The organism is Spiroplasma endosymbiont of Stenodema calcarata (assembly GCF_964031205.1).
GTDB lineage: Bacteria > Bacillota_I > Bacilli_A > Mycoplasmatales > Mycoplasmataceae > Spiroplasma.
The window spans coordinates 16,337-36,531 of record NZ_OZ035018.1 but is presented as its reverse complement, the minus strand read 5'-3'; the positions used below and the strand labels follow the sequence as shown (position 1 = coordinate 36,531).

Genomic DNA, 20,195 nt, shown 5'->3' with positions numbered 1-20,195 from the left:
AAATGAGTAGAATTAACCCCGGTGTAATGGAAGAATTAAGAAGACAAGCCCATGATACTTTAATAGATATCAGAGAAAACATACGAGATAATAGACATTGAATGGTATTTCCTTTTAATGTTTATAGTTCATATATACCTGATACTGAAACAGGTTGAAAACCTAATAATGCTAAGCCAAGTGATTATGGTAGTTATACAAGAATATTTGATAATATGGAAAGTACTATTGCACAATGACAAAATAGTTTAAAAATAGTACAAAAATATAAAGGTGAAGAAATTAATATTTTAACTATTGATGATTTTAAAAATCAGCCCATTAATTCAAATATATGAGCTAATAATGAAACACCTTTTGCAATAAAATTAAATGATGAAAATAATAATGTTTATTGAAAATTAATTGATGGTGCAAACATTTATGATATTAATAAAATGCTAGAATACTTAAATCAATATAAATTAAGTTATTTTATTAATAATGATAATAAAGCAGATAATTTTTATACAAAAGAAGTTAAAGTTGGTAAATATTGAGATGCTTATATGATTGATGATAGAAGTTCAATTCAATTTGGTGAAGCAAAATTTGAACAAGTATTTACTCAACAATCAACAGAAAGACAATATACTTTATTAATTTTAGATGAAGATGCTGAGAAATTAAATATTAATGATTATTATAATTTTTATACTGTATTTAATGATCGTGGTTTAAATATTGGTGGTGGTGATATTAATTCTGCTCCACAAGATAGACAATGATTATATCCCTCTAATGTTATTAATTATTATTCACCTTATGATGGTAGTTTTTTATGACAAGAAATTACATTTTCAAGTATTAATGACAAAATTAGTAATAGTGGTTTATCAGTACGACAATTTATTCAAACAAGTGCCCCGGGTGAAGGTTATTGTTTTCCTAAAATAACTTATGATGAAAAACTAAATAAAGGTATTGTTGAATTAGATGAGATTTTATTAAAAGACCCTGGTGTTAGAGCAATGTCAGTTAAATTTTATGGTAATCCAATTTTATTTGATATACCGGTTATTGGTCGACCAATTATTAAAGGTCAATTTAATAAAAAAGTAATGAATTCCCGAGATTTATTAATGTATAATATGTATCCTGCTTCACCTGATAAAATTAATACTTATGCTTCCCCAGATGTAAGTTGATATAATATTCAAGGTATTCAACCAACAATGATAACAGGATTTAAAGATTGAAAAGATTTTATGGAAGCAAGATATGATTTTTGAAGTTCAAAAAATAGTGAAGGTATTGTTATAACAGACCCTACTACTACATCAGCTACTAATTCTAATGTTGGTAGAAATATTCATACAGAAAATAAAGAATCTAAATTTTATTGATCTAAAAATTGAAATATAACTCCACCAAATAAAATAAAAGTAAATAGTGGAAATGTTGATAATATTATTAGTACCCAAGCTTCATCATATTTTAGAAGAAAAGATGAATTTGGTAATACAGTTGGACAAGTTCAATTTGAATATAATAAAATGGGGTCTTGTAATGTTTGAGATATTTTAAATATAAATAATTTTATTAATCGACAAATAACAATATTACCTTTAAACTATACACAAAAATTAGTATTTAATCCTTTTACAATACCTGGTGGAGTTGGTAAATTCTTAAATTTTATTTCATTTGGTATTCCTTGAGGTTGAGTTATTAATCAAGATGAAAAAACATGACCTAATTTTCAATGATTAAATGGTTTTATGAGTGCAAATATTTATAGTTTTTATAATGATGCATTTTGAGGTGATGATGCCAAAGGTAAAGGTTATTTACCATTTGAAATATTTAGAGAACAAGGAAATGATAAAGTTGGTGCTATTTTTGGTGCTAATGCTACTAGTTTAGGTTTTACAACATTATTAACTGATAAAATACAAGGTAATGTTTTAGAAAAAGATGGTAAACCAACTGAAAGAATAACTTATTCAACTTATAATTTAAAACAATTAAATCCTAAAACTAATCGAATATATTTAATTAATGAATTAATAAGAGCCGTAGATGCACAAACACCAGTTAGTGATAGTGAAAAAGATAATGATTTAGAATTTTTACAAACACCAGATGGTACAAATTGTAGTTATATTATTGATATGTTTTCAATTCAAGCATTATATAAAGGTAATTTTGAAATTATTTTTTATGCAGATAATCCATATACTAATAATGAAGAAGATTTTTTAAGATTATCAGTGTGAAGTTTTAGAGGTAAAACAAAAAGTGTATTAAATAATTATTTACGCGATATGACAACTAATTATAAAACTAGTTTTTTATTACCACATGATTATGAAATACCAACATTTAATTACCCACAATATGTTCTCCCACCAGTACCATATAATTACCCAGAATATACAAAAAATATATGAGATGGTAAAACAGGACAAGCATTAATAACTAAAATTACAGCACCAGCACAATGTATTAATGATGTGAATATATTTTTAGATAATTTATATGAAGCATATTATGAAACTGAAATTGATTTAAAAGAAATTGATCCAACAATTCAAAGTATTAGTAAATTCCAAGATGCTTACAAAACAATAGAAATAAGTAATATTAATAATTTACAATCTAATTGTTTAGAACCAGAATTAAAATATTTTATTAAAGATAGAAATGTTAATTTATCGGCGGGAGAAAATAGTTGCAATAATGATTTGGGTATATTATCAAATTCTGTTTTAAAAAAAGTAGGTTTAAAACAAAAAATATCTATCAATTTTGAAAACACAATAACTTTATATACTGATAATATTAACAATGAACCACAAAATTTTATTATTGGTATTGCTAATAATTTGGATAGTGGAGAGTACAACAGTCTTTATTGGACTGAAAAAAATAGTGGAGTTTTCCATTTTGCTTTTACAATATCTAAAATAAATGATACAGAAAATGATAAAATTAAAGAAACTTATTTACAAGCATATTATACAAATGATATGAAATTAAAAATTAGATTTTCAAAAACAGTAAAACCAAAATTAACATTTTTAGGTGGGGCTGAATATTGACCATATTTTGGTAATGATAAAAATATAACAATAGACTTAAATGCCTTAGGTGTATTGAATATGGTAAATAATAGTGATGATCCAGTTAAAATTACAATTAAACCTAGGTAAAAGAAAAAGTGCTTAATGCACTTTTTAATTTTTTATTTAATATTCATTGTCTAATTCTAAATATTCTTTTACAATGTTTAAAATTTCTTTATTTTTAGTTGGTGAATTATTTTTATATGCTCTGGAAAAACTAGGAAAATTTTTTCTATTATCCATAATACAACCGCGTAATTCATTTTTTAAATTATTATAATTTTGATAACTTTTTCAATCATAATTACTATGATTTAATTTTTTTAATTTATCCTCTATTTCTTGTTCTACAGTTTCATCAATATTTTTATTTTGTGTAACAAAACTTAAAATAGCAATTATTATAACAGTTGTTCAGAAAATAACACCTCCTATAATTATTAGTATTGCTCACTCGGGCATTTAATTTTTCTCCTTATCCAGTAATTTTTATTCGCCTTTAACTTTTACATTTCCTTTATCATCAACTATTAAATTTGGCTCTGTTGTGTTTAAATTTCAACGATAAACTTTTATTCATAATGGTGATCAAGGTAAATCAATATTAGAATTTGGATTATTATTTAATTTTTTTGTTAATTTTATATTATTATAATTATCTTTATATATTATGTAATATCATTTATTATCTACTATTTCACTAAAAGGCTTTTCTTGTGGTGCTATTCATTCTAAGTTGTCTCTAATTTCTTTATTTTTTGTATCTATTTTATTCTTTTCTTTTAGTTCTTTTAATTCTTCTGGTGTATATTCATGTATTTTATCTTTACAAGCAACTAAGCTTGTTGTACTTGTTCCTAGTAGTGATATTGCACCAATAATACTTAATAATCTTTTCATATGCATTCTCCCTATTTATATCTATTTTTTTCCGTCTCTTTGATTATGATTTGTAATTTCTAATAAATAAAAAATATTTTTTATTAACAAACCATCTGCTCGTTTTCCGTTTCCACCTCTATAAATATCAAAAGTACGTTTTAAATCTAAGTCATAATTATTTTTTATATAATCTATAAATTGAGTATTTTTTTCTTTTTGCCTGTTTATTATTTTTTTATTATATTCAATATTAACAGAACTATCAAACTCTCTAACTGTAATTTTAGAGTAATGCGTAATAATTCTATTAAATATGTTTTTATAATCGCTAGTATCTAATTTTGTTTCAATTAAAGTAAATCTAAAATTAAATAAAATGTATTTGTCATCATAATTTGATAATTTGTCGGTTTTATTTAATTGCTGGTACATCTTTTTCAAACCATTTCTTAATTTCTTCATTATTAATAACTTTTGAATTTTCAGTAAACAATCAGGGTTCTGTTTTATGAGAAGCATTTACTAATCTAATGGTAGAAAATTGGCTAAGATATTTTAATATTTTATTAAGTAAATTCTCGTCATATTCAGGAGTTTTAGCATCTCTAAATCAGTTGAAATTTATTTCATTATTTCTTTTCATATTTGATTTATCTAATTTATTAATTATAAAATTATACAATTCTTTTATGACTGGTCCATGCTGTCATGCTTCAAATGTAATTGGAATAATTTCTTGTTTTTTTTCTTTTCAATAAAAACCATATATAAAAAACAATAGTTTTTGAATTCTTAAATTACTAATTTTTTCAATATCTTCTTCTAATATATTTTCATTTTTTTGTTCTTCATCATAAAATTTAATAATTTCTTTACATAGTCCTTTTAATTTTTCTAAATTCATTTTTTCCACCCCTTAATTAATATAATTATACAGCAAAAAATAAAAAAGAGAATGACTGCATCATTCTTATTAGTAATTATATACCAATAAATAATAATTTCAATTTCATTATAACATTTTTATATTATTTGTTTAGTATTTGTTTACAAAATATATTGCATTTGTTAACTATTTATATATAATCAAGTTATAGGTTTAATCTTTTACCGTTAAAAAAGAGTTTAGCTGACTTGTTAATCGGACAAGAATAAAAAAAGAGAGGTTTATAAAATGGCACTAACAAAAGAACAATTAATCGAACAAGGTTTAAGTGAAGAGATTGCAGAAAATATCTTAAATCAATTTAATAATGAAGCAAAGCAAATTAGAGAAAGTGTGCAAAAACGAGAAGATGTTATATCAAAAGAAGACTTTATTAAATTATCTAATGAATTAGATGAATTAAAAGCATTTAAAGATGTTCCATCTACTAAAATTGAAGATATTAAGACTAATTTAAATAAAGTTAGTGGTAATTCTTTAACTGAAAAAATGCAAACTTTAAAAGAATTAAAACCTGATTTGTTTGTTGAAGAACAACAATCAATTTCACCAACTAATTTTATTAAAGAAATGATTGAAAATTCGGTTGAAAATAAAAATGATGAAATTGAAAGTATTAAAGAAAAAGGTGCATATACACCTGAAGAGATTAAAAAGATATCAGATTTTACACTTAAAAACCTTAGATAATAAGGGAGTGAAATTATGGCAACAATTAATTTGCCACAAGTACCTTTTACATTAGAAGGTAATACAACAGATCAAAAAGCATATGTTGATATGGTTAATGCTTTATTGCGTGGACCTTTATATAATGAATATGCAAGTATTATGCAATATGCAACAGCAACAGCAGAACAAGTTGCTTGATTACCAAATGCTGGACAAGCATTATATAATTTAACTCATCGTGTGGTATGACAAAATGATTATTCATTACCAAATGGTGGAACAACTCAAACAATGGGATTAACAAGAATTCCAGTTCCTATTGATAAAAGATTTAATTTAAAATTAATGAATGAAGCTTTTGACTTAGCATTAATAGAACAAAATATTAAAAATGGTGTTATTGCTGATGCTATTTCTAGTGTTGTACAAAATAAATTTGTCAATTTAGAATGTGAATTAATTCAAGCGATTTATGATTATTGTTTAGCAGATGGTCAATATGAAGTTATTCCATTTCGTAGTTATACAGCTGAAAATGCTGATGATGCAAATAAAGCATTCTTTACATTAAATGAAAATTTAATTGAATTAACTAATCAAATTAGTAATTTATATTTTGGTTTACCAACAGATAAAATGTTTATGGTTTTAGGGCGAAGAGCATATTTAGGATTAACACCTGCTTATTTAAAAGTAATTGGATCACAAGCTCAATTAAAAGCAATGGTTAATGGTGAATTATATGAAAATACTGCAATGGGTATTCCTGTATCTAAAAGTTTTCATTTAGAAAAAACATATACAAAAGGACAAGTTAATCGAGATAAAGGTTATAATTTTACTAATGTAAATGGTTTACTTATTAATAAACAAGTATGAGCATATCCAATTAATATGGATACTATTCAACAAGTTTTAGATAATGATACTGCTAACCCTAAATGAATTGGTAAAGTACAATATGCAACACCAACAATTTTATATCCTAAAACATGTAAAATTATTTTGGAAAAAGCACCTACCCAAGATGAAATTAAACAAGCATATGATAACTTAAATAAAACTTATCGTGTTCCTATTGATTATGTTATTCCATCACCAACACCCAGGACCAACCCCTAGGAAAATAAATATAAGTAATATTGCTACACCGACAGCATCAGAAAATGATTTTATTGAAAATGTTTTAGACCCTAAAACAGCAACTCAAAATGAAATAAGTGATGTTTATAAAAATTTTGTTTTATCAGAAATTAAAAAAATTAATGATAGTTTAACAGAAAATGATTTTGAAATAAGCACTGATTTTATGGGAAAAAATGATATTAATTTAATTGCTAATAGTAATAATTTTGTTTTAAATATTAAAGGTAAAAATAATGCTGATGGACAAAAAGTAGTTAATATAAATGTAAATAAATTTATACTAAAAAATTTAAGTGATGTAATTAATGGTGATGTTGATAGTCCAACAGAATTTAAAGTTAACGACCCTAAAAATGTAGTAAAAAATGAATTAATTAATGCATTACAACCTCAAATTATAAAAGGTATTGATGATGACTTAACAGAAACTATAACAGAAAATGATTTTGAAATTGTCATTAAAAACCCTGATTTTAATACAAAAGCAAGATATGATATGTCAGTACCAACTCAGGTTATAATTTCTTTAAATGGTAAAAATTGATTAGTAGGTAATTCAGCAAATGATATTAATATTCAAATGCCAAGTGCTACAAAAAAGTAATTAATTATAGTGTTAAATTAATGGAACAGGTTTAAAATTAATTATGAATTTATTAATTTTAAGAGTTATTACTACAATTTTATTAGGTGAAGAAAATACAATTTTACTTAATAAATTTGTTAATTTAATTAATAAAGTTTATAATCCTTTACAAAAAATTACAAATAAAGTTGAAGATATTTATCAATGATTAAATCCGTTTACTTATTTAGATTTAATTAAAAAAGGTCATAAAAGAGAAATTCAACAAATATTAAGTCAATTAGAAAAAAATAATAATATTAAAAATAGAAAACAATTTAAAAATGAAAATTATCTAAATACTAATTGAAAACCTTTAAATAGTAGTTGACTTGAAAGTGGTATGTTTAATATAACAAATAAGTTAACTTTAACAGGTAATTTAACTATTTTAATATATACAAAAACAGCAAAGAGACCTAAGTTTTATGGACCTTATGTTTATCCTAGTGTTCCAGTTGAAATATGAAAATTATTAAGTAATGCTGTATCTAATGCTGGGACTTTATTTTGAAGATATTGATTAAGAAAATGATTACCTAGTCATTTAAGAGATTATATTAAAAAACGATTACCAAAATCACTAAAAGAAAAATATCCAAAAGGAAACATTAAATTAACATCACCAACAGTTCAAAAATTACAACAAATTAAAAATTTTATTAATAATTTAAAGATTGGACATTTTAATTTTAATTTTGCTGGTGAAATTAATAATAAAAAATGATATCGTCAGCGCAAAAGTGATGTTAAAAATATTAAGAATTTATATAAAACACCAGTTAAAAATAAATTTTATCAGGTTAATAAATCTATTAAAGTAATTAATAAAACTAAAAGAAAAGTTAATAGTTATAAACCATCTAATTTAAAAAATAAATATCGTAATCAATTAAGGGGTGTTTTATATGGAAAATAATTTAAATAATTTGTTATTTATAACAGTTGAAAATGTTAAAGAAAGTAAACTTTGACAACCTATTAATGATAGCAGACAATCTGCTTATAATGATAATTTAATTCTTTAATTTTGTCGAAAACTCTTGATGAAATAAAAAAATCATCAATATGACAATTTGAAAAATAATTTTGTTTAAGATCATGATTTTGCTTTAAATTTTTTAAACATTAAAATATAATACCGTTGATTGTTGTTTTGGTGTTAAACCTTTATGTTGGTATTTTCATTTTCATAGATTTAAATAATTTTGAATATTAGTGAAACCCAAACCATGATAATGAATTAAGGCTTCTTTAAGACTGGATTGTAATTTACTAATCTTATTTAACTTTCGATAACTAGTATCAGGGTTTGTACTAGTTTTGGTAGAATATAGAGTAGAATTTGTTTGTTTTGCTACTAATAAATATAATGGTTGCATGTCAGAAATAATTATTGATTTTTCTTTAATTAATTGCTTATTCATATTTTCAATAATTCATTGTTTTTGTAATCGTTTGGTATTGGTGGATTGAACAAAAATATTATTATTGCTATCAACTACCATTTGAATACAGCATTTGGTATTAGTTGAAAATGGATCAAGATGAGTTTTTCGTTTATCAAATTTATCTTTAAAATTACCTTTATGGATTTCTTTAATAAAAGTTTCATCAATTTGGATTTGACCATTTAATTTTTTAAATTTTAATTGAGTATTTTCTAATTGTTTTGATTGCATTAATTTTTGACGATTATATCAAGCAGTTTTTGATGTTGTTTTAATAAAACGGGAAATTATTTTACTAGATTGTCCTAATAATGAAATTTGAATTAATAAATTTCACTGTTCATAATTTAAATGACTTCAATAAGTAAAATGATGACGAAAAGCATCAAAACTAGCACGACATTTTTTACATAAATATTTTTGTTTTCCTTCGGGATTATGACCATTTTTAACACAATGATAAGATTTACAATCAGGACATATAATGCCTTTATCTCTAAATTTTTGATCAATTTCATTTAAACGTTTTTGTTTTTTGATTACTTCTGCTTCTTTTTTTATTTTTTCAGCAAATTCTAAAAATTGATCATCTGTAAAACTGTTTTTTAATTCTATAATTATTTTTTCCATCAATTATTTACCTCTATATATTAAAAATATACCTAAAATTAGATATATTCTATAAATATCAAGAGTTTTCGACAAAATTAAAGATTTAATTTATAATGCTATTTTAAAAACTAGTTTATGAATGGATAGATTATCAGGTGGGACAATTTCAGATAAAATAAATAAAAAAGATTTATTTCCCTGAGTAAAAAAAGATAATACGGGTTTAATTGAATATGATAAATGATTAAGTTATATTCAATCAGCTTGTTTATTAGCAGTTATAAATTGATATTTACCCAAAGGAGTTAATGATTTAACTGGTAGTGCTTCATTTTCACAAGGTGGTGTTGCTTATTCACAAACTAATGATCCTGATGCAAATGATACTATTACAAGAGATGTTAAAAATGCTTTAAAATTAGCTGGTGAAATAATTGATATTATATCTAGTAAAACAAAAACTAGACCTTATAATTATTTATTAGATAATTATGCTCATCCATGAGAAGAAGAATATAAACATATTAGTAAAAAAACTTTTTATCCAACATTATTATTTTGATTAAAAGAACGATTACAAACTGATTATTCAATAAATATAACTTATCCTATTATTAATGATTTTTCTAAAATTGATTATAATGAATATATTAAATTAATAGTTCCATTTGATAATAATACAATTTATTATGAAGATAATGTTTGAAAAGCAAAACAAAGTGGTAGTAATATTAAAATTGATAATAAATTTATTATTAAAAATCAAAATGATGAAATTACTGTTTCAGATTTAAAACAAAATAAAATAACTTTATTATCTAATTCAAGTGGTCGTAATAATGCTGATTTTAATGCTGAAACAGGTGAATTAAGAGTTTGAGACCCTAGTTTTGAGGGTGGAAAAAATACGGCTAATTATGGCATTATTGATAGTTCAGTTGCTGGTATTGAAAGTACTGATGATACATTAGGTACTACTAAATATTTAGATAAGTTTTTTTTACAAAAAAAAGATTTACCAAAAATTCCAAATGAATGAGAATTTGTTGATACAAGTGATTTTGTATCAAATACAAGTATAAGTTATCAGATTAAAGATTTTGATAAATCTAAATATGAATATAAAGTATGATGTCAATTTTCACTTTTACCTTATATGTTTGCAGAAACTTTTAAAAACTTTGATATTTATTGTGGCTATGCTACTTATTTAAAAGATAATCTTTATGGTTTTGCTATTAATACTGATGGTCTTATTAAAATGATTGATGAAACAACAAATATAGCTAATTTAAAAATTAAAAGAAAGTTGGTAATTTAATAATGACACAAGATAAAACAACTTGATTAAAAGGTGCTTTACCTTGAAATTGATTTAAAAAAGACCCTATTTTAACTGATAAATGAACTCATAAAGATATTGAAAATTGAAAAATAAAATATATTATTCGTAGCTGAGTAGTTAGTTTTTATACATTATTATTTTTAGCATTAAATTGTTGATTAGAATATGGAATGATTAATGCAATAAAAGATAATATTAATTGATATAATTATGGACAATATTGAGGTAATGGTATTGCAATATTATTAACACCATTATTTACACATGGGATTCAAGGTATATTTGTTGCTAGTAGTAAGCCAAAAGTAGATATGAAAATTGATATACCAAGATTTAGAGTTTCTAAAATTGGTTTAGTGTTTACAATTTTACCTTTAATTACTTTAATAATTTCATTAATTATTATTTTGATTTATAAATCAAAATGAAAAAAAGACCATTTAAGATATTGTTTAGATTGTCGGAATAACACAAGATTAGTTGCTCCAAAATTAGCAAAAAAATGAAATGAAATAGATCATGTGCAAGAAAAAGAACAAAAAACAGTAATACAAACAGCAAATGATATATTAAATAGTAAAAATTAAATTATATATAGGGGTGGTTGATATTGGGTGGTTATATAATTTAATTTATAAATTATTTTGTTCTGAAAAAATAGATGGCCACTGTTTGAGTAAGGATAAGAAAGGAATTAAATAAAATGAATGAAACATTAATGATTGCTTTACTTGTATTAGCTGGTGCGGGTGGAATGGGTAGTCTTGGTATTCTTGGATTATCTGCTAAAAAAATTAAAAAATATAAAGCAGAAATTAGAGAATTACGAACTGCTGTTATTGCTCACGAAAAGCATTTAAGAGGACCTGAATATGCAACAGAATTAGCATTAAAAACAGGTCAAATTAAAAATGTTAAAAAACAAGCACAAAAAGATGCTATTAAAAAACTAACAAATAGCATTTAAAAAAATAACCAATTAAGGTTATTTTTTATTTTCTAATATAATTAAATTTTCTTCTCCATAAATACTTTTATAGTATTCTCAATATTCAAGAGAATTAATATCAACATCTTCTTTATCAATACCAGTTATATATTCACCACGAGGGTTTTTACATGGTCGATTACCTTGTTCAGATCGATAACATAATATATAGTTATTCACTAGCTTTTACCTTTTTTAATTTATCATTTTTTTTAACACAGGTATTGGCTCCAATTAAATAATCGTAATTGATATTTTTTGCTTCACTAAGGTTTGCTCCACTAAGGTCTGTTCCACTAAGGTCTGTTCCACTAAGGTCTGTTCCACTAAGGTCTGTTCCACTAAGGTCTGTTCCATTAATTGAATTTTTATATTCTATTGTCATAATAATTTCATTTGTTCGTTTATGTTTAATTTCTAATTTATTCATTATCTTTTTTCCTTTCATTTACAATAAAATAATTTATAAAATGCTGTACTCGTTGGCTATGAGTATATAAACTAGGTAATTCATTTCATATTTTTTCTTGTTCTTTATTAAGATAAACATTAACATTCCTAATAATAACTTGTTGTTTTTTAGGTTTCATTATTTACCTTCATAATTAGCAATAATAATTGCGTCTCGTAAATGATTACTTATTTTTTCATTATTATATTTTCAACCTTTACCATATTGATAAGTTAAATTAGTATCTTTTTCATATTTTCATAAACAACCGTCATTATATTTACTTAAATTTTCTATATTTTTAACAACTGATTTAGTATATTTTGGTGATATTCAATTAATAACTTCATAACGGTCATTTTCAATTGCACCCAATAACTTTAATAAGTCATCTCTATCTTTACTAGCATTAGCAGTTGTATATAAACAATTTTCTATAAAAAGAAAACAATCTTCTTCAATAAGGTCAAAATCAATTAGAAAACCAAGTATATATTTTGCATGATTTAATCAGTATTTATCTGTATAAATAATTTGTTGTTTTAAAATATTATTTTCATACACAGTAATAGCAGTAGTACCAGTTCCTGATGGGTCAATACCTATTTTTATTCCCATCTTGCTCATTCCTCATCATTATTATTAAATACTGGTATTACATTTGAAATATCTTCTTCTTTAACTACATTATCGTTTGTGTCTGCTATTTTTGCATGCGATGGGGTATTTATATTATTTGAAAAGGGTTCATCGCTCATCTGCCCCTGATTTTTGGCGACAGTAATATCATTAAAAGGAATATATTCAAAATTACCATCTTCTTTAATTTCTTTTTCATCTAAATCAATATCTGAAATATCAATACCCATTTCTAATGCTAATTTACGATATAATTTTGCTTCAACCATTTCTTTTGGTCAATTTACTCATGGACTATATTGCCCATTGCCTGATGGACTACTATTTTTTAAACGATCAATATCTGCTTTTCTTAATAAAATACCTTGATAATTCCCATTTTTATCTTTTGCAAAAGCATAAGCACCAATAATTTCATTATAATCACTAGTATTTGCATTAAAATTAATTTCATGCATTTTAGGGCAAGAATTTATAGTATCTCATTCAAATTTTTCACCTTTAAATATAATTGCTTTTCTTGGACTATAACCATTTTCTTCAATTTTTTTACAATAAACTTTACTATCAATAATAGTTGTTAATTTATTTTTAAATGGAATAATATTAAAATCTTTACTAAAAATTAATCCTTTATTACTTAATTTAATAATTCCTAATGCTGTAATTTTTGCATTATCTGCATTAGAAACTAATGACATATAACTATTACCATTTTTCATTTTTAATTCTTCTAATGCTAAAATATTTTCTTTTAAATATTTATCATTAACTTTTAATTCATATTTAACTATTGCACCATTAATATATTGTTGTAATTCATTTGCCATATTATTTTTCTCCTTTATTTATTTTAAAATTAATACCTTTAACTCCAATAGCATTCATATCTGCATTACTATCTCATTGTTCTTTAATTTTATTTTTAACTATTTTTTCATCTATTAAAAGATAATCTTTATAAAAAGAAATAAGTTCTAATCTATCTGCTTTTTGTAAAAAATCATCATTAATACCTAATATTTCAATATCTTTTACTAATAATTTATCTTTAATAATATTAATACCAACTTTTTTTAATGGTTTTACCTCAAGTGATTTATCAAGTTGCTCAATTTCTTCCATTACACGAATTTGCTCATCTTGTATTTGATCTAAATCTAAACCCATATCTGTATTTAGATTATTAGCTTGCTCAATTAATTCTTGTTTTTTTAATTCTTGTTCTCTAAAAAATTCATTTTGTTTTTGAATTCGCACCTGATTAATATTATTTTTAATTTCAATTTTATTATTTTTAACCGAATTTTCAAAATTAATAATATTATTATGAATACGATTTAAATCATCTTTAAATACTTTAATTAAATCTAGTGGCTCTTTAAATACAATATCAACTTTACTTAAAGTGCTTGGAATATCTTTTAAATGTACATCTTTATAACCAGTAGTATTATATTGATTACGATGACGATATATAAATTCAACTAATTCATTACTATTATTATCAATTCACTTTTTAATTTGAATTGCTTTCAAACTTAATTCTTTAAAATCATCACCCTTAATTACAAAAGGGAATACTACATTTTGCACTATATTATTCATTATTTATCATCCTTTCTTTTTAAAATTAAAATTATCAATTTTATTTTTTATATTTTTTATTTTTATTAGTAATATAATATTTGCAAAAATAAACTGTAATAAATTAGAAACTATAAGCACTAAATTAATTGGATATAATATAAATCCATAATTAATTCAACTAATATTTCCAATTAAATATAAAATTAACATTAATAATGATATGCTTGTTGTATCTTTTTTAATAATTGTTTTCAAAGATTGAGGTATCAAATAAGAAACTGATAAAATAGTACTTAATCATCCAATAATATAATGTGTTTCTATTTTAATTCATCCTTACTTAGTAATAAATCATATTTTGAATGGTATTTTAATTGAATAATTTTCTGAACAATTTCTGTACTATATTCCTCAATTATATCTTCTTCACTCATATCATTATCAACATCTAATATAAAACCACCCTCATAATCTCGCTCACAATAGAAAGAAACACAAAAATCTTCTTTATATAATTCTGTTTTTTTATATTCTCTAATTTCTATTTTTAAAAATTCTATTTGTTGCAAATTTTCTGCTGCTAATTTCTTTCAAGAATTTAATTCTTTTTCTAATTCTCTTTCGTGTCTTAAATTAAGATTTTTAATTTGATTTTCTTTTAAAATAAGTTCTTCTTTAAGTTCTTCTTTAAGTTCTTCAATTTCTTTATCTTTTTCAGCAATTTCTTTATCTTTTTCAGAGATTTTGTTTTTAAGTTCTTCGTTTTCTTCTTTAAGTTTGTCAAATTTAATTGATTCTGTTATATTCATTATTTATCCTCATTTCCAATATAATTATTTTTTGGTTTTGTAAAATATATATATGTAAGATTATTTATTTGTTCTGGTGTTAATTTTTTATTTTCAACTTCAATTTCATATCGATCCATAATTGCTTCACCATAATTTTGAGCAACTTCTGGGAAATTATCAAACATTTCATTTAATATATCTTTTAATTCCATATTATTTATCTCCATTTCACTCAATATTTTTATCTTCTAAATCAATAATTGTAGTTATACCAAACATTTTTTAGCAGTCATTTTTGCTTCTTCTAATGTATAAAATAATAAAGTACTGTTAATATCAAAGTCACCATTTTTAATTACTAATAAATATCTTTTATTCATAATTTATCACCTCGTAATCTGCTTCTTCATCTTCTAAATAATCACTAATTAAACCTTTAACCTCATCAATTTCATATCATTTTAAATTTAAGTCAAAATCTGTTGGCAATGAAACATTACCGACATATCGTTCTTCATTACCAAATTTAAGATATAAATTTAATTCTCAATTTTCATCATCACTATCAATTTCTGCATAAATAATATCTTTATTACTAATTTTTAATGCTTTATTATTAATTCATTTTTCATTTAAATAATCACTAATACAATATGACATTTTTAATTCCTCCTAATTTTGTTTATTTACAATTAAATTTTCTAATTGATAAGTTTTTAATCAATGTTCTTTACATAATATAATTTCTTTTTTATAACCTAAATTTCACTCTAATTTATCACCAATTTTTTCAATATAATTATTTCCAAAATAAGCATTTTTATTATTACAATTAATTTTTTGACATTTCATAGATTAGTTTCTCCTAATTCTGTTTTCCTAATGCTCAATGTTCATCAGTCATGTTTTCAAATGAAACAGGATAACTTTTAAGCATTAATTTATTTAATATTATTTGTGTTTTTTTATTTAACTTTTTCATATAACCCTCCATTAATTAACTACAAAGTACTACAAATTGTAATTGTTTATATTGTTTATACGCCAGACATATATGTCTTCCTTCTTCCGTGCCCATTTGTGCTTTCGCTCTGGGATTTTACGCTCAGTTTTTGAAATTAAATCTACTTGCATCCATATGAAGGACCGAATGCTAAACGCAAATTTAATTGTTTAAGTCACTATCTCTTTTTTTATTGTCGTTTGATATTAGCCCTGGACTTATCACGACTATCGCTTGTTAAAGCGTCTATTATTTCCGGACTGATTACCGCTGAGCTAGACCGCCAAAATAACTATTAAATTGTTAGATTGTTTTAAAATAAAAAAACAACCCTAACAAGAGTTGTTTTTTGGAGCTTCATCGTACATTATACATATCTAAAAAAAGAGGTACCTAATAGGTACCTCCAATTTATTTTCCGCATTTGTTTGGGAAAATTAAAAATATTATGATTGAATAAATTTTCTAAACATTCCCTCTCTTTTAAAAAATAAAAGATACTAGAAAGTTTACTTTTTAACTACAAAACAAAGGTTAATTAAATCTATTACTTGTCACCTGATTTTTCAGTTTTATCTTCTTCAGGATGATCTTTTTTACGTTCTTTTGGTTTAACTTCCAAAATTTCACCTTTTGCCTCTTTTTCTTTATGTCTAGCAGCACGTTCTTTTTGACGAATTACTTCATCTGGTACTTTATTATGTTTATTAATATATTCAATTTGTTCAGCAGTAATTGTTTCTAATATTCTTAAACTTTCTGCAATTAAATCTAACAACGGAAGGTTTTCTGAAATTATTGCTTTTGCTGTAACATAACAATTATCTAAAATCTTACGAACTTCCGCATCAATTTTAGCAGCGACATCTTCTGAATAACGTTTTACGGCACCAGTATATTCATCTTTTGGTGATTCAAATTGAACTAGTCCTAATGGACTCATCCCATATTCAGTTACCATATGACGAGCAATATTTGTTGCTTTTTCCAAGTCATCATGTGCACCAGTTGTTACTTTCGTTTTTCCAAACATAATTTCTTCTGACGCACGCCCACCTAAATAACCAGTAATTGTTGCATATAAGTTTTCTTTACTCTGAAACATTGTTTCTTCTTTGGGGGTCATAATTGTATAACCACCCGCATGGCCACGAGGAATAATTGTAACTTTCTGAACTTTGCTAGCTGCATCTAATTTTATTCCAATTAAAGCATGCCCAGCTTCATGATATGAAACAATGTCTTTATCCATTACTGAATATTTTCGTGACTCTTTAGCTGGTCCTCCAACAACACGGTCAATTGCTTCATCAATAATATTAAGTGTAATAATTTTTAAATTCTTACGAACACATAAAATTGCTGCCTCATTTAAAACGTTTTCTAATTGTGCTCCTGAGAAACCAGGTGTTCTTTCTGCAATTCGCCTAAAATCAATTTCGGTCGAAACAGCTTTATTACGGGCATATAATTTTAAAATTGCTTCTCGTTCATTAATATCTGGTAATGAAATTTGAATTTGGCGATCAAAACGGCCAGGTCTTAATAAGGCTGAGTCCAAAACATCAACACGGTTTGTTGCTGCCATCAAAATAACTCCGGTATTAGTTCCAAATCCGTCCATTTCAACTAGTAATTGGTTTAATGTTTGTTCATTAGCTCCACTACCAATTGAAACCGTTCTTTTTCTACCAACAGCATCAATTTCATCTATAAAGATAATACATGGTGCTGCCTTTTTTGCTGCAATAAACATTTCACGGATTCGTGACGCACCAACCCCAACAAACATTTCTTCAAATTCAGAACCTGAAATTGAGAAGAATGGTACACCTGCTTCTCCCGCAACAGCTTTTGCCAACAAGGTTTTCCCAGTTCCGGGTGGACCTTCCATTAATACTCCTTTTGGAGCTCGTGCTCCCATACTTGAGTATTTTTGTGGATTTGTTAAATAGTCAACTAATTCCACTAATTCTGTTTTTTCTTCGTTAATTCCAGCAACATCTGAGAACTTAACTGTTGATTGGATTTGACGTGCTTTATTTTTTCCCATTGAGAATGGATTTGCACCGCCCATTCCACCGCCCATTTTTGACAATCGAACGATCATAAAAGCAGCAAGTCCAATTAATAATATCCATGGAATTAATTGTATTAACATTTCTTGTCATACTGGGACAAACTCACGGTCAATTGAAACAAGTCCGCCTTTTAACTTAATACCAAAATTTTTATCCCAAGTACTTTGCGTTTGACCTACTGGGTAAGAATAATTATTAAATCCTTCGCGGTTTCACTCCGAACTATAACGAACTGTTTTGACAGTGCCATTTTCCACATATTTAATGACCCCAGACATTAGAACACTATTCTGACCAACTTCAGCCTTAATAGTAATTTCATCAATATCTTTTTCGTTATATTTTTGCGTATTACCGATATTCCTCATATCACCTTCACTAATTTTTGTAACATCTGATCGTGTTCATAACACAATTGTTAAGATAATTAATCCAATAAAAATTAATGAACTTATAATAGCAAATCACATTCTTTTCTTATTCATAATCATTTCCTCTCTATTAAGACTTTAAAATTAATCTCTTTAAGTCACTTGAAACAATGACCCAATTCTAAACTATTTTATCATAAAAAAAAATAAATTGTGTTTTTCCGTTCAAGTATTATTAATAAATTTATTAATCTTCAAATCGACTAAATTATTAACATAAACAAGCTGATTCTTACTATCAATAATAAAATAACTTTTCCGAGCTAAAATCGGAATCTTATTTTTAATGAATCACTTATTTAAAGGTATTTTACCAAGAGTTACCTTTTGCAAAATAAGAATATCATTTGTAATTGTTAATGGTAATTGATTCGCTGTTATTTTAAACTCATAACTATTTTTTGTTCCCTCAGAAATTATCTTCTCTTTTCATTTAACTGGGGAAATTGTTGTATTTGTAATTTTAACAGTTACTGGTTCCAAAAGTTTATTTCCAATAATTTCAACATTATCATATGATTTAATTAAAGAATAAAAATTATTAATTTTAACAACAATATTTGGTTTCTGACTTTTTAATTCTTTAATTATTTCATCTAAAAATTTCCTTTTTTTATTGCTAATTAAATGAACAAGATTAATTACCTTAAAATAATTAAAAAGAATAATTTTTTGTAATTGAATATTATCAAGCATATTAAAATTAGTAACATTAATTTGTCCAAAATTATCAATTAAATAGTTTTTGGCCAATAATTTTAAATTTTCATTTTCCCTATTTTTTTGATTAATTTCTAATAACATATCTTTTAAATTAATTTGTTGAATTTCATTTCGAATAATATTACGATTATAAATTCCTAAAATATTAGTTGAATCAATTGCATAGTTAATTTGATTATGAAATAAATATTCAATAATTTCTTCTCTTGTTGTTTTTAACATCATTCGAATTATTTTGAGATTAGTATTTAATAAATGGGAATGATAATAACTAATTTCATTTAAACCATAATGTTCAACAATTCCCTTCCGTTGTTTCTGTAAAATGTATGTTTCAATATGATCAGTTAAATTATGGGCAATTAAAACACCGTGGCAATGATTTTTTTTACTAACTTGTAAAAAGAAATCATAGCGAATATTACGGGCAATATTTTGAAAATTGTGGGAAATAGTTTGATACTGGTCATAATCTGTTGGTATTACTTTTTTAACATAAATTTTAATGTTTCGTTTTTTACAATATTCAAGAACAATTTGTTCATCATGATCACTATCCACTCGTTTTTGATAATTTACTAAACAAACAATAAAATTATTAATATCTACCTCAGAATTATAATAAATATTGTCAAGCAAAAACATACTATCTGGGCCACCCGAAACCCCAATAATATACTTTTCATTCCGATTTAAAAATTTGTTATCCATT

The 20,195-nt window shown here is 24.4% G+C and carries 26 protein-coding genes; 8 read left to right on the top strand and 18 right to left on the bottom strand.

All coding sequences use genetic code 4. The annotated features are described in order from the left end of the window. Nucleotides 1-2: 2 nt before the first annotated feature. Complete coding sequence (locus tag ACQH24_RS00205) at nt 3-3,194, top strand: hypothetical protein (RefSeq protein ID WP_425380053.1); 3,192 nt, start codon at nt 3-5, stop codon at nt 3,192-3,194. Nucleotides 3,195-3,230: 36 nt separating this feature from the next. Here the strand turns inward: ACQH24_RS00205 and ACQH24_RS00200 are convergent, their stop codons facing one another. The 4 genes from ACQH24_RS00200 to ACQH24_RS00185 are packed head-to-tail and all read right to left on the bottom strand — an operon-like array spanning nt 3,231 to nt 4,893. Beyond that, nucleotides 3,231-3,569 (bottom strand): hypothetical protein, encoded by a 339-nt coding sequence (locus ACQH24_RS00200; RefSeq protein ID WP_425380052.1) that lies wholly within the window; start codon nt 3,567-3,569, stop codon nt 3,231-3,233. A gap of 27 nt (nt 3,570-3,596) precedes the next feature. Next, nucleotides 3,597-4,007, bottom strand: a complete 411-nt coding sequence (locus ACQH24_RS00195; RefSeq protein WP_425380051.1) for a lipoprotein — start codon at nt 4,005-4,007, stop codon at nt 3,597-3,599. A gap of 21 nt (nt 4,008-4,028) precedes the next feature. Beyond that, nucleotides 4,029-4,421, bottom strand: a complete 393-nt coding sequence (locus tag ACQH24_RS00190) for a hypothetical protein (protein ID WP_425380050.1) — start codon at nt 4,419-4,421, stop codon at nt 4,029-4,031. Next, complete coding sequence (locus ACQH24_RS00185; protein WP_425380049.1) at nt 4,402-4,893, bottom strand: Panacea domain-containing protein; 492 nt, start codon at nt 4,891-4,893, stop codon at nt 4,402-4,404. Before ACQH24_RS00185 ends, ACQH24_RS00190 begins: the two co-directional genes overlap by 20 nt. A gap of 270 nt (nt 4,894-5,163) precedes the next feature. On the opposite strand from ACQH24_RS00185, the gene ACQH24_RS00180 reads away from it, so the two are divergent. Genes ACQH24_RS00180 through ACQH24_RS00165 form a run of 4 tightly spaced genes read left to right on the top strand, consistent with a single transcriptional unit; the run spans nt 5,164 to nt 8,297 of the window. Further along, nucleotides 5,164-5,625, top strand: coding sequence for a hypothetical protein (locus tag ACQH24_RS00180; RefSeq protein ID WP_425380048.1), 462 nt, complete (start codon nt 5,164-5,166; stop codon nt 5,623-5,625). Nucleotides 5,626-5,640: 15 nt separating this feature from the next. Continuing rightward, nucleotides 5,641-6,729: a hypothetical protein gene (locus ACQH24_RS00175; RefSeq protein ID WP_425380047.1), complete on the top strand. Its 1,089-nt coding sequence runs from the start codon at nt 5,641-5,643 to the stop codon at nt 6,727-6,729. Then, nucleotides 6,692-7,357 carry a hypothetical protein gene (locus ACQH24_RS00170; protein WP_425380046.1) on the top strand — a complete coding sequence of 222 codons (666 nt, stop codon included), beginning with the start codon at nt 6,692-6,694 and terminating at the stop codon, nt 7,355-7,357. Before ACQH24_RS00175 ends, ACQH24_RS00170 begins: the two co-directional genes overlap by 38 nt. Before the next feature lie 43 nt (nt 7,358-7,400). After that, on the top strand, nt 7,401-8,297 hold the full coding sequence (locus ACQH24_RS00165; RefSeq protein WP_425380045.1) for a hypothetical protein: 897 nt from the start codon (nt 7,401-7,403) through the stop codon (nt 8,295-8,297). 202 nt (nt 8,298-8,499) lie between these two features. Here the strand turns inward: ACQH24_RS00165 and ACQH24_RS00160 are convergent, their stop codons facing one another. Beyond that, on the bottom strand, nt 8,500-9,459 hold the full coding sequence (locus ACQH24_RS00160) for a transposase (protein WP_425380044.1): 960 nt from the start codon (nt 9,457-9,459) through the stop codon (nt 8,500-8,502). Between the two features lie 121 nt (nt 9,460-9,580). Here ACQH24_RS00160 and ACQH24_RS00155 point away from each other — a divergent pair, with 121 nt between their 5' ends. The 3 genes from ACQH24_RS00155 to ACQH24_RS00145 all read left to right on the top strand — a co-directional run bounded on the left by ACQH24_RS00155 (nt 9,581) and on the right by ACQH24_RS00145 (nt 11,753). Next, nucleotides 9,581-10,762 (top strand): hypothetical protein, encoded by a 1,182-nt coding sequence (locus ACQH24_RS00155; protein WP_425380043.1) that lies wholly within the window; start codon nt 9,581-9,583, stop codon nt 10,760-10,762. A 2-nt stretch (nt 10,763-10,764) separates the two neighbouring features. Continuing rightward, nucleotides 10,765-11,373 carry a hypothetical protein gene (locus tag ACQH24_RS00150; protein WP_425380042.1) on the top strand — a complete coding sequence of 203 codons (609 nt, stop codon included), beginning with the start codon at nt 10,765-10,767 and terminating at the stop codon, nt 11,371-11,373. Between the two features lie 116 nt (nt 11,374-11,489). Then, entirely contained in the window at nt 11,490-11,753 is a 264-nt protein-coding gene (locus tag ACQH24_RS00145) for a hypothetical protein (RefSeq protein WP_425380041.1), read from the top strand. 18 nt (nt 11,754-11,771) lie between these two features. Here ACQH24_RS00145 and ACQH24_RS00140 read toward each other — a convergent pair whose 3' ends face one another. The 13 genes from ACQH24_RS00140 to tilS all read right to left on the bottom strand — a co-directional run bounded on the left by ACQH24_RS00140 (nt 11,772) and on the right by tilS (nt 20,194). Next, on the bottom strand, nt 11,772-11,954 hold the full coding sequence (locus ACQH24_RS00140; protein WP_425380040.1) for a hypothetical protein: 183 nt from the start codon (nt 11,952-11,954) through the stop codon (nt 11,772-11,774). After that, complete coding sequence (locus ACQH24_RS00135) at nt 11,947-12,204, bottom strand: pentapeptide repeat-containing protein (protein WP_425380039.1); 258 nt, start codon at nt 12,202-12,204, stop codon at nt 11,947-11,949. Before ACQH24_RS00135 ends, ACQH24_RS00140 begins: the two co-directional genes overlap by 8 nt. Further along, complete coding sequence (locus ACQH24_RS00130) at nt 12,197-12,364, bottom strand: hypothetical protein (protein ID WP_425380038.1); 168 nt, start codon at nt 12,362-12,364, stop codon at nt 12,197-12,199. Before ACQH24_RS00130 ends, ACQH24_RS00135 begins: the two co-directional genes overlap by 8 nt. After that, complete coding sequence (locus ACQH24_RS00125; RefSeq protein WP_425380037.1) at nt 12,364-12,843, bottom strand: hypothetical protein; 480 nt, start codon at nt 12,841-12,843, stop codon at nt 12,364-12,366. The genes ACQH24_RS00130 and ACQH24_RS00125 overlap by 1 nt, the downstream gene beginning before the upstream one ends. Beyond that, on the bottom strand, nt 12,834-13,694 hold the full coding sequence (locus ACQH24_RS00120; protein ID WP_425380036.1) for a recombinase RecT: 861 nt from the start codon (nt 13,692-13,694) through the stop codon (nt 12,834-12,836). The genes ACQH24_RS00125 and ACQH24_RS00120 overlap by 10 nt, the downstream gene beginning before the upstream one ends. A gap of 1 nt (nt 13,695) precedes the next feature. After that, a complete protein-coding gene (locus tag ACQH24_RS00115) occupies nt 13,696-14,472 on the bottom strand; it encodes a hypothetical protein (protein WP_425380035.1) in 777 nt (258 codons plus the stop codon). Nucleotides 14,473-14,475: 3 nt separating this feature from the next. Then, complete coding sequence (locus ACQH24_RS00110; protein ID WP_425380034.1) at nt 14,476-14,709, bottom strand: hypothetical protein; 234 nt, start codon at nt 14,707-14,709, stop codon at nt 14,476-14,478. A 65-nt stretch (nt 14,710-14,774) separates the two neighbouring features. Further along, the gene (locus tag ACQH24_RS00105; protein ID WP_425380033.1) at nt 14,775-15,263 is read right to left on the bottom strand and encodes a hypothetical protein; all 489 of its coding nucleotides are present in this window, start codon (nt 15,261-15,263) and stop codon (nt 14,775-14,777) included. Next, nucleotides 15,263-15,457 carry a hypothetical protein gene (locus tag ACQH24_RS00100; protein WP_425380032.1) on the bottom strand — a complete coding sequence of 65 codons (195 nt, stop codon included), beginning with the start codon at nt 15,455-15,457 and terminating at the stop codon, nt 15,263-15,265. Before ACQH24_RS00100 ends, ACQH24_RS00105 begins: the two co-directional genes overlap by 1 nt. A 160-nt stretch (nt 15,458-15,617) precedes the next feature. Further along, the gene (locus ACQH24_RS00095; RefSeq protein WP_425380031.1) at nt 15,618-15,905 is read right to left on the bottom strand and encodes a hypothetical protein; all 288 of its coding nucleotides are present in this window, start codon (nt 15,903-15,905) and stop codon (nt 15,618-15,620) included. 12 nt (nt 15,906-15,917) lie between these two features. Then, a complete protein-coding gene (locus ACQH24_RS00090) occupies nt 15,918-16,097 on the bottom strand; it encodes a hypothetical protein (RefSeq protein ID WP_425380030.1) in 180 nt (59 codons plus the stop codon). Between the two features lie 698 nt (nt 16,098-16,795). Further along, complete coding sequence (gene ftsH / locus ACQH24_RS00085) at nt 16,796-18,814, bottom strand: ATP-dependent zinc metalloprotease FtsH (RefSeq protein ID WP_425380029.1); 2,019 nt, start codon at nt 18,812-18,814, stop codon at nt 16,796-16,798. Between the two features lie 72 nt (nt 18,815-18,886). Continuing rightward, nucleotides 18,887-20,194, bottom strand: a complete 1,308-nt coding sequence (gene tilS / locus ACQH24_RS00080; RefSeq protein WP_425380028.1) for a tRNA lysidine(34) synthetase TilS — start codon at nt 20,192-20,194, stop codon at nt 18,887-18,889. Nucleotide 20,195 lies beyond the last annotated feature (1 nt).